This window comes from Bacillus sp. FJAT-53060, assembly GCF_037104745.1.
Taxonomy (GTDB): Bacteria; Bacillota; Bacilli; order Bacillales; family Bacillaceae; genus Bacillus; species Bacillus stratosphericus_B.
Window position 1 is genome coordinate 23,252 of sequence record NZ_JBAWSW010000003.1, and the last position, 13,249, is coordinate 36,500.

Below are 13,249 nucleotides of genomic sequence, written 5' to 3' on the forward strand. Positions count from 1 at the left end.
GGCCAAACGAGGTACAGGAGCTTCCTGTGCCTTTCCACAGTTTGTGCGATGAAGATAGATCATCTTTAGATTGCTACTGATCTTGTCTGATAAAAGGCATAATAGTTGCATCTAAAAGGGACGCCATGTAAGATGGACTTTTACGAATATGGGACAGAAAGAATGAGGGCTTCAACATGTCCTCATTCTTGTATATTTCAGTCGTCACTCACATACAGAAAGTATGTATGATGAGGATTAATAGAAGGAGTGAATGATTCATGGCACAAGAGAAAGTATTTCCAATGACAGAAGAAGGAAAGCATAAACTAGAAGAAGAGCTTGAATATTTGAAAACGGTTAAACGTAAAGAGGTTGTAGAGCGTATTAAAATTGCTAGAAGCTTTGGTGATCTCTCTGAAAACTCTGAATATGATTCTGCTAAAGAAGAGCAAGCGTTTGTAGAAGGTCGTATCACCACGCTTGACAATATGATTCGCAATGCCAAAATTATTGAGGATGAGGGCAACTCAAATGTTGTCTCACTTGGTAAAACCGTGACATTCGTTGAATTACCGGACGGAGAAGAAGAGTCATATACGATTGTAGGAAGTGCAGAGGCTGATCCATTTGAAGGCAAGATTTCAAACGACTCACCGATTGCGAAAAGCCTGTTAGGTAAACAAGTAGATGACAAAGTAACCGTTCAAACACCTGGAGGAGAAATGTTCGTCCAAATTGTAAAAATTTCATAATCACGTTTATACGATAAACACCTCGTCCACAATAGGGACGAGGTGTTTTTATGCGCAAAAAAAGAAGAATTCAATGGACAGGTGCCATTATTTTTATCCTATTGCTCGGTCTGCTCATTAGATTGGCAGAAATTCAGCTATTTTTCACAGAATCTTTTTCTAAGCTTGATATCAACTTGATACAAGAAAGTGTCAGACAGCGAACAGAAGAAGTGGTAATTTCAGATGGACGCGGCGAGTTTTTAGATCGAAACGGCCAAGCACTTCTAACAAAAGAACAGCCAGCGGTCATCTTATTTCCTTTTCTGCAATATGATCTTCCTCATTTAATACAAACCGCCTTTATTCTCGGGATGGAACAAGACGAACTTAAAAAGAAGCTAACAGAAACGAAAAAACCTCTTATTTTAAAGGATGACATCACAAAAAAAAAGCTGAAAGATATCAATGAGATGAAATATTCAGGTGTGTATGGCGTATATATGAAAGAGAAGGACAAAAAAAGACTTGCACTTCACACATTAGGCTTCACAAGCGAGAACCCAGAATTGTTAAGAAGACGTTATCCTGACAAAAAAGAGCTTTCAATCCGAACAGAGATTGGTACATTCGGGCTGGAAAGTACATTTGACGAATTTCTATTACCTGAGCAAGACACAAAATTGTTATATCATGTGGACGGAAGGGGAAACCCTTTGTTTGGAATGGACGTCAAATATACAGCAGAAGCTCATTCGTTTTATCCGCTGCAAGTTCAGACAACAATGGATGAAGACATGCAAGCCGAAATGGAGAATGTTCTCAAAGAAAAAGGCGTTAAAAAAGGCGGAGCTGTTCTACTCGACATTCAAAATAGCAGTGTGCTGGCCATGGCGAGTGTTCCAAATGTCACAAGTAAAAACCGGCATGAGGCAAGAAATTACATGCTGACAGCCATTGCACCAGGCTCCGTATTTAAAACTGCTGTGCTTGCCGCAGCGATTGAAAAAAATCTCGACAAGCCACAAACCATGTATGATTGTCGAAAGAATTTATATGGTGAGCCAGAAGGAAAACAGGAAGTGCTGAATCTGTCTGAGAGCTTTGCACAAAGCTGTAATTATACCTTTGCGACACTCGCCGATCAGCTCATTCAAACAGATCATCAAATCATCGAACAGACGGCTTCAAAGCTTGGACTTCTTGATCGAGCTGGCTGGGAAGGTGATGTATACCATAAGCATCAATTCAAACAGTTTGATCGTGAAGAAACAGGCAGCGTGTGGGGAGATAAAAGAGACAAGCATGTCGAAAAAGCCATTGCACAAACAGCGATAGGCCAAAAAAATGTCAAAACGACTCCTTTGCAAATCGCCAATATGATGGCAGCGATCGCAAGAGGCGGAGAACGAAAAGAAGTGAAAATTGCAGATAAAGTGCTATATCGAAACGGAACAACGATGCTATCCTTTCAAAACAAACGAGTTGAAGGAGAAAGCATTGACCGCTATACAGCTCAAAAGTTGCAAAAGTACTTAAGACAGGTGGTGACGTCTGACAAAGGAACAGGAAGAAGATTTCAAGATTTGCCATTCGATGTGGCGGGGAAATCAGGCACTGCACAAACCGGCAGTAAAGACAAAAAGGGGAATCCACTTTATCATAAGTGGTTTGCTGGATATTTTCCGGTGGAAAAGCCAAAATACGCCCTTGTGGTCGTTCACCTTGATGAGGTAAGTGGCCGGGCTAAGACAAATGATGCGTTTTATGATATTGTAAAAAAGGTCAATAAAATTGAAAAGAAACAGACATAGAACATCCCTTCATGTCATGTTAGAATAGTAACGACTTAGGGAACAGAGGCAAAGGAGTGCAGAGATTTTGAGTAGAAATTCTCGATTTGAACATCGTGATAAGCGCAGAAAGGCTAATATGGTGCTTAACATATTAATTGGTATTGTTGTGGTGCTTATTTTGGTTGTCGCTTCGAGTTTGTTAATTTTTAATAAACCGATAGATACAGATGTAGCGAATGAACCATCAAAAACGGCACCTGCATCGAGTGAAAATAAACAAAACTCAGAAGAAGATGTGAAAGATCAAAATAAAGATACTTCAGATGAATCAGACGAAAAAAAAGATGATGCATCTGATCAAGACGACGATATAAAGAAAACGGATGATGAAGATCAGCCAAACAAAGATGCGTTAAAAGACGCCAAAGAAACAGATGGTGGCAAAACGAGTGACGTAGACAAAACATACGAAAACGATGACTGGGATCCTGTCGGAACAGAGCAATCCGGTTCACATACAGCAACCTATGATTCTAACTCAACAGACTGGAAAGAAATGATCAAAGCCATGTCCTATGCGACAGGGATATCAGAAGATCAAATGACTGTTATTTGGTTAGGAAATAACGGAGGACCTCAAGATGCAAAAGGAACCATCCGTGATAAATCGACAGGTCAACGCTACCGCGTGGAAATTACGTGGGTGGATGAAAAAGGCTGGAAACCAGTGAAGGTTGAAAAATTAAAATAAACATGAAAAAAAGATAGCGTACATGCTCTTAGTACATGCTATCTTTTTTATTTAGACATTCGCTTTAAAATGAACAACTGCTATGTACAGAATCAGGTCATCCATAACAGTCGTCTGAAGGCCCACTGATGAACGGTCAACAGGTTCGCCTGATTATGTTTAATATGTTTTTCGATCTTTTGTTCCTCCCAGTATTTTTTAGTAGGAAAGAAACAGAAGATATGGTAGAATGGGAACTTTAGGACGGAATAAAACATACTATACATATATGAATAAATAGATAAAGTGGAGGGGAAGAAAATGGGACGTGAGTTTCTTTCTTTATTTGATCATTGGGCTAAGTCTTATGATGACACCGTAAGTGGTCATGACGAGCAGTATAAAGAAGTGTTTCGCCGGTATCCGGCCATTCTAAAAGAGATTGTGGAACGTTCAGGTCAATATGTTCTTGAGTTTGGAAGCGGCACGGGCAACCTAACGGCGGCATTGCTTAGAGAAGATAAGAAAGTGTTTGGCGTTGAACCATCAAACGCCATGAAGAAAGCGGCTCTTCAAAAGGGAATACCAAATGTGTTTTATGATGGTGACTTTTTATCATTTCCAGAGCCACCTTTTGAGCCGGATACGATCGTCAGCTCATATGCATTCCACCATTTAACGGACGAAGAAAAAAAACAAGCCATTCACATCTATAGCAACATCTTTCACTCAGGTGGTAAAATAGTCTTTGCTGATACAATGTTTCAAAATCAAGCAGCACACCAAGCTGAAATCGACAAAGCGAAAGCTGCTGGATTCGATCAGCTTGCAGAGGATTTAGAAACGGAATACTATCCATCCATTGATGTGTTAAAGCAAATCTTAGAAGAAGAAGGTTTTAGCACGTCCTTTCATCAAATGAATGATTTTGTTTGGATCGTAGAAGCGAAGAAAAGGAAATGAAAGGATGTTTTTGATTTGAAAATCGCAGTAATAGGTGCAATGGAAGAAGAAGTCACGATTTTAAGAGATCAACTAAAGAATGCTACACAAGAAAACATCGCTGGGTGTGAATTTACAACAGGTGTTTATGAAAATAAAGAAGTCATTTTATTAAAATCAGGGATTGGAAAAGTGAATGCGGCGGTCAGCACAACACTTCTGCTTGACCGCTTTCAGCCAGATTATGTGATCAATACAGGATCTGCTGGCGGTTTCCATCACTCATTAAATGTGGGCGATATTGTCATATCGACAGATGTCAGACATCATGATGTAGATGTGACGACCTTTGATTACGAATATGGACAAGTGCCAGGATTGCCAGCTGCTTTTATGGCAGATGAAAAGCTTGTGAAGATAGCAGAGGAATCTGCTTTAGAGATCGATCATATTCAAGTGTCAAAAGGAACGATTGCAACAGGAGATTCGTTTATGAATGATCCAGATCGTGTAGCGTTTGTAAGAGAGAAGTTTCCAGAGCTATATGCGGTGGAAATGGAGGCAGCAGCCGTCGCGCAAGTTTGTCAGCTGTTTGGAACGCCATTTGTCGTTGTTCGAGCGCTATCAGATATTGCGGGGAAAGAATCCAATATCTCCTTTGATCAATTTCTTGAGCAAGCAGCGATTCACTCAACAGATCTTGTCCTGCGTATGATAAAGCAAACACAATAAAAGAAGGGTTCCCCCCTTCTTTTCCATGCAAAGGAAGGGATATAATATGGCTGTCATAAAGGATATAACGGAATTAATTGGTCACACACCACTTTTAAAGCTGTCAGGGATTGGCGTTCCGGCAGGTGTTGATGTCTATGCAAAGCTTGAAATGATGAATCCAGGTGGAAGTATTAAGGATCGTTTAGGTGACATGCTGATCAAAGAAGCGTTGGTATCTGGCAAACTGCGATCAGGCGGAACCATGATTGAAGCAACTGCAGGAAACACTGGAATCGGGCTTGCGTTAAGTGCAAGGAAACATCAATTGCGTACCATTTTCTGTGTTCCAGAACACTTTAGTCAAGAGAAGCAACAACTCATGAAGGCACTTGGTGCAGAGATTATTCATACACCAAGAAAAGAAGGGATGAAGGGTGCGATCGATCGAGCACTTAAACTAGAGGCAAGCCTTGAAAATGCGTATTGTGTTTTACAATTTAAAAACCAAGTAAATCCATTGACTTACTATAAAACGCTAGGACCAGAAATATGGTCTGACTTACAAGGGAACATAGATGTTTTCGTGGCAGGAGCGGGCTCTGGCGGGACTTTTCAAGGATGTGCCGCATATTTAAAGGAGCAAAATGAGGCGTTAAAAACGGTTGTTGTGGAACCAGAAGGATCGATTTTAAACGGCGAGGAACCGGGACCTCATAGAACGGAAGGAATTGGTCTTGAATTTATTCCAGATTACATGGAATCGTCTTTATTTGATGAGATTTATACCGTCTGTGACGATGATGCTTTCCGAATGGTGAAAGAAGCAGCTAAAAAAGAAGGCGTTCTGCTTGGAAGCTCCTCTGGAGCCGCATTATTTGCCGCTTTAGAGGAAGCCAAAAAGGCAGCACCTGGAACAGTCATTGTCACCATTTTTCCTGATAGCAGTGAGCGGTATTTAAGTAAAGGAATTTATGAGGGAGGAAAATAGAATGAAACCAAAAACAATGATGATTCATAGTGGAACAACTGGTGATGAAAAAACAGGAGCCGTGTCTGTACCGATTTACCAAGTGAGCACCTATAAGCAACCAAAAGCAGGTGAACATACAGGGTATGAATATTCTAGAACAGCGAACCCAACAAGAACCGCACTGGAAACGATCATTCGTGATCTTGAAGGAGGAGCAAACGGCTATGCTTTCAGTTCAGGTATGGCTGCTATTACAGCAGTGATAATGCTATTTAACAGCGGGGATCATATCGTACTGACAGACGATGTTTACGGCGGGACCTACCGCGTTATTACGAAGGTGCTAAATCGTATTGGAATTGGGGCCACATTTGTTGATACAAGTGATCCTGAAGCGGTGAAAAAAGCGATTTTACCAGAAACAAAAGCCGTTTACATTGAATCACCGACCAATCCTTTACTCAAAATGACCGACCTAAAAGCCATCAGCCACATCACAAAAGAAGCCAACACCTTAATGATTGTAGATAACACGTTTTTCACACCGTATTTCCAAAAGCCGATTGAATATGGGGCTGACATTGTCCTGCACAGTGCCACAAAATATTTAGGGGGCCATAGTGATGTCGTGGGCGGACTTGTCGTAACAGCAACGAAAGAGCTCGGTGAAGAACTGCACTTTGTTCAAAATTCTACAGGTGGGATTCTTGGACCACAGGATTCATGGCTTCTCATGAGAGGAATGAAAACACTTGGACTAAGAATGGAAGCTCATCAACAAAATGCGCAGAATATTGCTGAGTTTCTAGAACAACATCCAGCAATCACACGTGTCTATTATCCAGGTCTAAGCGCTCACCGGGGCCACGACATAGCGAAAACACAAGCAACAGGCTTCGGTGGTATGATCTCTTTTGATATTGGAAAAGAAGAAAATGTCGATGTGTTTTTAAGTCAGCTTAAGCTGTTTACAATAGCAGAAAGCCTTGGAGCAGTTGAAAGCTTAATTTCTGTTCCTGCTCGAATGACTCATGCATCCATTCCAAAAGAGCGCAGGGAAGAGCTTGGCATCACAGATGGTTTAATTCGAATTTCTGTAGGTCTTGAAGATATTGATGACTTATTAGTTGATATCGAACAAGGGCTGGACGCGCTAGCGAATGGATAGATTTACATGCTCCTCGCTTTCTCTCACTATGTTAAGCTATGAATAGACATTGACTACGGGAAGGTGAAACAAGTGAAGAAAAAGTGGAGTGGTTTAGTGACAGATTACAAGCAATACGCTTTTATTTTGCTTGCTGTCAGCACCTTTTTATATATTGGGACGATCTTACCTAATCAGCACCTTGAAGCATCTCCAAAAATGCTGATGATGGGAGTAGATTGTGTTTTCTTATTAGCAGCTTTTCTTTGTGTAAAACGTGCGATCTTTTTTCAAAGAAAACTACAAGAACTAGATGAAGATTAATCCGAAAAGTCTCCTCATGTGATGAGGGGGCTTTTTTCATTGTATTGGTCAATTCGGACAAGAAAGTCTGTATAAATTTAGTCAAAAACACAAAAAACATCCAAATTTCTAAAAACAGGTATACAAAATGGTGCTTGCTGGATATACTTACAAAGTAATTAAAAATGTAAAGGAGGCTGAAGGGTATGTTATTCGTATCTACTTGTGATCAATTCAATCTACAATTTTCCCATGTCATCAGCCTGTGGAAGAGCTCGTGTCCTTCCTTTACCTATTACGGTGCACGCTTGAAAACTGTAAAACTGTTTAAGTAAACGAGGATTTCACGCTTCATCCATCGCAGGTTGAAAGACACTGTCTTTCGAGCTGCATTTTTGTGTACCTGCAGTTCAACTGATATAGAAGATCTGCGGGCTATTTCGTATGCTGTTAAGGGAGGTGAGCGTATATGACAATCCATTTATTTTTTATTACTTTGACGATCCAGCGTAAATATAAAGACATGGAAACCGTTCTTTATGAACAACAAGTCGAAACCTTTTATGAAGAAATGAAGCAGAAACAACTAAAGTATATGAACTAAGAAGAAAAAGAAAAAGATGAAAAGGAGGAGATTGACATGTTTATGATGCTTGCAATGCTTGATTGTTACACAAGGGAGAAGGACCAGGTTTAGACACGCTCCACATTGATCACGTGCACATATGATAACCGTAAAAGGAGAATGTGAGGTGATCAATGAATGTCTATGTCACCATATATGAGGTTTCCGTCAGTGGGACACGGGTATGCGTCCATTCCGCACTCCTTAAAGCACGGATACGGCAATCCATACCGAATGCAAAGAGAGCAAGAAGAAATGTTCAGACGCTATATGTACAATTACAATTATCCAACCTATTGGTATTAAAGAAAAGGAGCAGAAAACGTCATCGTTTCCTGCTCCTTTTACATTAGCAAATCCAGCTTGCACCAATGATGATCAACAAAATGAACAGTACAACAAGCAACGCGAATCCGCCTGCAAAACCGCCACCGTAGCCACCGCAGCATCCTCCAGAATAACCGCCAAAGCCCATAATCTAGCACCACCTTTATCTAAAGATACATTTATAAAATATGCAGCTCATGCAGAAAACGAAATCAATCTGAGCACAATTAAGGAAAATGCCTATTCGTTAAAATATTTTTTCGCGTCATGCGAAACATTTTCTAAAAAGGTACCGTCTAAATAAAGGACAAATAAATTAGGACTAGGTCTTAACTTTTGTTTAGGCGAGAGCCGATATAAAAAGTAAGAAAATTGGTAAATAATTTTATTTACTGGTGTAAAGCAGGTGTTAACATTGATTCAAAGCTGGATTGGAAAACAAATGAGGGAACCAAAAGGCTTGTTCTCAAAATGGGTTTCCTGCTATATGGAAAAAAATCATCATCATATCAATCAATGGACGATTCAACTCTTAAATATACAAGAAAATGACCGAATTTTAGAAATTGGCACTGGAAGAGGTATGACTTTATCAAAAGTAGCAGAAAAACTTGATCGAGGAAAAGTATATGGAGTGGATGCCTCTCGTCATATGATCAAATATGCAAAAAGAAAAAATAAGAAGCTTGTAGAGCAGGATAAAGCTGTGATCACTCTTGGAAAGGCTGAACATTTGCCTTTTGAAGATAGATCATTCAATAAATTGTATACAGTGCAAACCATCTATTACTTGGCGGATATAGAGCAAGTGATGAAAGAAGTATACCGCGTTCTTCAAGTGGATGGAGAAGTATTCTTATCTTTTCAAAATCAGGAGCCGCTGAAGAAACAAAAATGTTCACAATCTTTTTCAACTTACAGTGAACAAGAGATTTGCGGTCTATTTTCAGCATATCACTTTAGAGAAGTTTCGGTTTATTACTATGATACATACATCTGTGTCAAAGCCTTAAAATGATGAAAATATTTCCCAGGTAATGAACAAGCGTCAAAAAAAGAGGCTCTTCGTCAGAAGGGCCTCTTAACGTGCGATGCATTCATGACATCCAAGCGCCATGATGTCAACAAAGAAAAGGTTCTTCTTGAAAGAGCCGTTTGCATTCATTTCATATGTAGGGGCCAGCCAGGTGTGTAAGGAATGATAGTATATATAAGGAATTTGTTTGTCGATTAAGGATACCTGTCTGGCTTATTCGTTATATCGGCACCGTTCTGCAAATGTTTAGCTTTTTTTCAAATGCAGTTTTCCAGCTGTTCAAATTTCCAGACAAAGATCAGGCGATGGAAAAAATACTTGATTTGACGATGCTTTCTGGTATTTTCCCGACAGGGTTTCACGGCGCTTCTGCTGTGATCGTCGGTGATCTTAATGAGAAACGGCATCAATAAGCGAGAAGCTTTGGCCTATACTATTTTCCTCAATTTTGTAACATGTTATAATGAATGAATTGGAAATATTGATCTTTAGTTGAAGATTATACCATACATTTCACTTAACTATGATATAAATTTATCATATAGATCTTGATTTGAGAGAGCGGCATAAAGGCTTCAATAGGAAGAATAGGGGAGAGATATCGATTGATAAAAGTACATGACATCAAGAAAAATTATGAGGATAAACAGATATTAAAGGGGATAAGCTTTCACTTGAAAAAAGGGGAAGCATTTGGGTTATTAGGACCTAATGGTGCAGGGAAATCAACACTAATCGGCATCATGACAGGACTTATCCGTTCAACAAGTGGTACTGTTACAATCGGAGGTATCGATCTAAACAGAGAAACAAAGCATGCTCAGCAATTGATTGGTATTGTCCCGCAAGAGATCGCTTTATATTTAGATTTGACAGCAAAGGAAAATTTAATGTTTTGGGGGAAAATGTACGGTCTTAAAGGGAAGAAGTTAAAAAGTAGAGTACAAGAAACGCTTGAGTTAATCGGTCTTGAGGATAGAGGAAAGGATAAAGTGAAAGTATTTTCAGGAGGGATGAAAAGAAGGGTCAATATCGGTTGTGCTATTTTACATAAGCCAAAAATTTTAATTATGGATGAACCAACAGTTGGAATAGATCCTCAATCGAGAAATCATATTTTAGAAACTGTCCAAAGGTTAAATCAAGATGGAATGACTATTGTTTATACAAGTCACTATATGGAAGAGGTTGAATACTTATGTGACAAAATTGGAATCATTGATCAAGGATCACTTGTTGCACTAGGGACAATTGCTGAACTAAGTAAGCTTGTTGAAGAACAAAGAGAAGTAATTTTAACGATTAAAAATAATAAAGCAGATATTGAAAAAGTGTGTAAGTATATTCGAGAAAGCTACCCTACAAAAGATTTTAATGTCGAAGGTCAAAAATTTAAAATATCAGATCAAAAACCTCAAGAATTTATTAGTAAGTTAATTCAAGTATTAACAGATATGAAAGTGGAAATTATTTCAGCAGAAGTTGTAGAACCAAATTTAGAAAATGTATTCTTGTATTTAACAGGTAAGAAATTACGAGACTAGACCGAATAGAGGTGAGCATATGAGTATTTGGGTTGTACTGAAAGATCTATTATTGTTTTTTAGGGATAAGAAAAGCTTTTTTACACTTTTTTTATGCCTATCATATTAATTGCTATTTTAGGTGCAGCATTTGGAGATAACATGAAGAAAGATAGTGAAGTCAGGATGGATTCATTTCGAGTAGGAATAACAGATCAAGATAAGTCAGCTACAAGTAAAATGTTTCTTTCAACATTGTCTAAGAGTGAACTCAGTGACATATTTGAGGTGAAGGTTACCTCGAAAAATCAATTAGAGAAAGATTTAAATAGTAGAGACATTACAATGGGCATAATCATCAAGCCGAATTTTGAAAAAAGCCTATTAAATCACGATCATGTGCAATTGAATATTTTGAAAGGACCTAATTCAAACTTACAGGAAATAGTTCTAGAAAATGTGGTTTTGCAATTCTTTCAAAATTATCATATGAATCGTATTCTGGTGCCGTTGAATCAAGGTAAAGAAGTGGAGATCGTGTCTGATCAACTGAAAAAAGAACTGGTGAACGAGAGGAATATTCGGATCAACAGCCAGCCGATTACATCCTTCCAATACTATGCAGGCGGGATGGGTGTGCTTTTTTTATTAATGACTGTTGTTTTTCTAGTTGGAAGTATGATAGAGGAAAAAGAGGAAGATGTTTACAAAAGGCTGATTGTATCAAAATTAAGCAATACTAGTTACATCGTTGGGAAGTTATTGGGTATTGTTTTGATGAGTATGATTCAACTTGCGGTCATTATTTTATTTACTAGCTTTGTCTTTAAGGTGAACTGGGGAGAGCCTTTTACAGTTGTTATGATCGGATGTAGTTTTATATTAAATGCTGCGGGTTTCGGAGTACTGATTGGTTCTTTTATCAATAGAGAAAAAACGTTTAACAGTGTGGGGATTTTAGGAACTCAAGTGTTAGCTGCTTTAGGTGGGAGTATGGTGCCCTTATACTTATTCCCACAATGGGTGATTGATATCAGCTATTTTTTACCTAATTCTCTTGCACTTCAAATGTTTTTGAAAAGTATGGCAGGTGCTGATTTTAGTGACATTCAAAATGGGTTTTTGCTTAGCTGCGGTATGGGACTAGCTTTCTTCATCATTGCTTTATTAAGAATGTCTTTTGAAAGGAAGCATCGTTATGCATAAAATATTAGCCATTATAACGTTAAAGTTAAAAGAAACATTAAAGTCCCCATTGACCCTCATTTTTCTATTTGTTATGCCTATCGTATTTAGTATTATCTTTGGAAGTACGGCATCTGATACAAAGAAACCTACAGTTGCTTTTATTCTAGAGCCCAATCAAGATGAACTCGATCAAGAAATTTTTCAAATTCTTAAAAAAAACACCAAATTTCTCTGGATAAAGGCGACTGAAAGCGATGCAAAAGATTTAGTATCTAAGAAAAGGTCATTGCATCTGTGAAAGTTGCAAACCCGTTAAAGTCCCATATAAAAGTTAAAGAGATTTTTGATGTGACAGTTTTTAAGAAAACTGAGGAATATGCAGTCTTATCTCCCTATTTAAAAGAGACAGCGGCCATCATTTATCAAATCAATCAGGGTGTGAAAGAGCAGAAAAGTGTTTCTCTCACCAATGCTTTGAACAAGTTAAATGAATCTGGCACTATTTCATTGGTTGAAAAAATCAAGATGGTCAAGCAAGCCAGCAACCAAATTTAATACCCCTTGGCTTTACTATTATGTTTATGATGTTTGCGATTTCAAACTCTGTGTCATCCATTCATTTAGAGTATAGAGATTACACATGGCAAAGATTGCTCTCAAGTCCCATCCATAAAATATCTGTATTATTGGGCTATTTCATAGCTTATTTTCTTCTTGGATGGATCCAACTGGGTGTTCTTCTGACCGTATTATCTATATTCTTCAATGTGTACTTAGGCAACCTTATGCTTATTTTAGTGTTTGGATCATTCGTTATTGGTCTTGTTGTGAGTTTAGGTTTTATGATTGCAACCTTATCTCATACAAAAAAGCAAGCTGAAGTATTTAGTGCAATTATCATTGTAGGAACTTGCATGCTAGGCGGTATTTATTGGCCATTAGATATCGTTCCAGACATTATGAAGAAGATCTCTTTGGCTATACCGCAAACTTGGATGATGTCTGGTTTTGGTGAGATTATGAGCGGTACTGTCAATCACTCAATCTTATTATTAGACATAACAGTTTTAGCTGCTTTTACGATTGTTTTTATGGTGATTGGTTTGAAAAGTATCAAGTCATATTGATCACGTTTCTTCGTTACATTGCTTTTATGCATTGTGCGAAGCCGTTCTGACGATTGGCATGACAGGCATCTTAGGCGGGTTAGCACATGTTCTATCTATACGAATCTC

General features: G+C 38.5%; 17 protein-coding genes and 1 pseudogene. 17 read left to right on the plus strand and 1 reads right to left on the minus strand.

Going from position 1 to position 13,249, the window contains the following annotated elements:
* Window positions 1-260 precede the first annotated feature (260 nt).
* The 10 genes from greA to WAX46_RS02390 all read left to right on the plus strand — a co-directional run bounded on the left by greA (window position 261) and on the right by WAX46_RS02390 (window position 8,246).
* Window positions 261-734: a transcription elongation factor GreA gene (greA, locus tag WAX46_RS02345; protein WP_099681315.1), complete on the plus strand. Its 474-nt coding sequence runs from the start codon at window positions 261-263 to the stop codon at window positions 732-734.
* Between the two features lie 50 nt (window positions 735-784).
* A complete protein-coding gene (locus WAX46_RS02350) occupies window positions 785-2,527 on the plus strand; it encodes a peptidoglycan D,D-transpeptidase FtsI family protein (protein ID WP_226568745.1) in 1,743 nt (580 codons plus the stop codon).
* Window positions 2,528-2,594: 67 nt separating this feature from the next.
* Complete coding sequence (locus WAX46_RS02355) at window positions 2,595-3,260, plus strand: YrrS family protein (RefSeq protein WP_226568747.1); 666 nt, start codon at window positions 2,595-2,597, stop codon at window positions 3,258-3,260.
* A 300-nt stretch (window positions 3,261-3,560) separates the two neighbouring features.
* Window positions 3,561-4,202, plus strand: coding sequence for a class I SAM-dependent DNA methyltransferase (locus WAX46_RS02360; protein ID WP_336493302.1), 642 nt, complete (start codon window positions 3,561-3,563; stop codon window positions 4,200-4,202).
* A gap of 15 nt (window positions 4,203-4,217) precedes the next feature.
* Complete coding sequence (gene mtnN, locus WAX46_RS02365) at window positions 4,218-4,913, plus strand: 5'-methylthioadenosine/S-adenosylhomocysteine nucleosidase (protein WP_226568751.1); 696 nt, start codon at window positions 4,218-4,220, stop codon at window positions 4,911-4,913.
* A 46-nt stretch (window positions 4,914-4,959) separates the two neighbouring features.
* Complete coding sequence (locus WAX46_RS02370; protein WP_226568753.1) at window positions 4,960-5,883, plus strand: PLP-dependent cysteine synthase family protein; 924 nt, start codon at window positions 4,960-4,962, stop codon at window positions 5,881-5,883.
* A 1-nt stretch (window position 5,884) separates the two neighbouring features.
* A complete protein-coding gene (locus WAX46_RS02375; protein WP_226568755.1) occupies window positions 5,885-7,033 on the plus strand; it encodes a bifunctional cystathionine gamma-lyase/homocysteine desulfhydrase in 1,149 nt (382 codons plus the stop codon).
* Window positions 7,034-7,105: 72 nt separating this feature from the next.
* On the plus strand, window positions 7,106-7,336 hold the full coding sequence (locus WAX46_RS02380) for a YrhC family protein (protein ID WP_226568757.1): 231 nt from the start codon (window positions 7,106-7,108) through the stop codon (window positions 7,334-7,336).
* 448 nt (window positions 7,337-7,784) lie between these two features.
* On the plus strand, window positions 7,785-7,919 hold the full coding sequence (locus tag WAX46_RS02385) for a YrzI family small protein (RefSeq protein ID WP_078061696.1): 135 nt from the start codon (window positions 7,785-7,787) through the stop codon (window positions 7,917-7,919).
* Between the two features lie 159 nt (window positions 7,920-8,078).
* On the plus strand, window positions 8,079-8,246 hold the full coding sequence (locus tag WAX46_RS02390) for a hypothetical protein (protein ID WP_376776447.1): 168 nt from the start codon (window positions 8,079-8,081) through the stop codon (window positions 8,244-8,246).
* A gap of 43 nt (window positions 8,247-8,289) precedes the next feature.
* Here WAX46_RS02390 and WAX46_RS15705 read toward each other — a convergent pair whose 3' ends face one another.
* Window positions 8,290-8,415, minus strand: coding sequence for a YjcZ family sporulation protein (locus WAX46_RS15705; RefSeq protein WP_376776448.1), 126 nt, complete (start codon window positions 8,413-8,415; stop codon window positions 8,290-8,292).
* 258 nt (window positions 8,416-8,673) lie between these two features.
* Here WAX46_RS15705 and WAX46_RS02400 point away from each other — a divergent pair, with 258 nt between their 5' ends.
* The 7 genes and pseudogenes from WAX46_RS02400 to WAX46_RS02430 all read left to right on the plus strand — a co-directional run bounded on the left by WAX46_RS02400 (window position 8,674) and on the right by WAX46_RS02430 (window position 13,141).
* A complete protein-coding gene (locus WAX46_RS02400; protein ID WP_226568759.1) occupies window positions 8,674-9,285 on the plus strand; it encodes a class I SAM-dependent methyltransferase in 612 nt (203 codons plus the stop codon).
* Between the two features lie 281 nt (window positions 9,286-9,566).
* A pseudogene (locus WAX46_RS02405) lies at window positions 9,567-9,707 on the plus strand (formaldehyde dehydrogenase, glutathione-independent); the annotation flags it as partial.
* 201 nt (window positions 9,708-9,908) lie between these two features.
* A complete protein-coding gene (locus tag WAX46_RS02410; protein WP_226568761.1) occupies window positions 9,909-10,847 on the plus strand; it encodes an ABC transporter ATP-binding protein in 939 nt (312 codons plus the stop codon).
* 93 nt (window positions 10,848-10,940) lie between these two features.
* Complete coding sequence (locus tag WAX46_RS02415) at window positions 10,941-12,032, plus strand: ABC transporter permease (protein ID WP_226568763.1); 1,092 nt, start codon at window positions 10,941-10,943, stop codon at window positions 12,030-12,032.
* Window positions 12,025-12,312 carry a hypothetical protein gene (locus tag WAX46_RS02420; protein WP_336493303.1) on the plus strand — a complete coding sequence of 96 codons (288 nt, stop codon included), beginning with the start codon at window positions 12,025-12,027 and terminating at the stop codon, window positions 12,310-12,312. Before WAX46_RS02415 ends, WAX46_RS02420 begins: the two co-directional genes overlap by 8 nt.
* 50 nt (window positions 12,313-12,362) lie before the next feature.
* Window positions 12,363-12,569, plus strand: a complete 207-nt coding sequence (locus tag WAX46_RS02425) for a hypothetical protein (RefSeq protein ID WP_336493304.1) — start codon at window positions 12,363-12,365, stop codon at window positions 12,567-12,569.
* Window positions 12,570-12,589: 20 nt separating this feature from the next.
* Window positions 12,590-13,141, plus strand: coding sequence for an ABC transporter permease (locus WAX46_RS02430; RefSeq protein ID WP_336493305.1), 552 nt, complete (start codon window positions 12,590-12,592; stop codon window positions 13,139-13,141).
* Window positions 13,142-13,249: the final 108 nt, after the last annotated feature.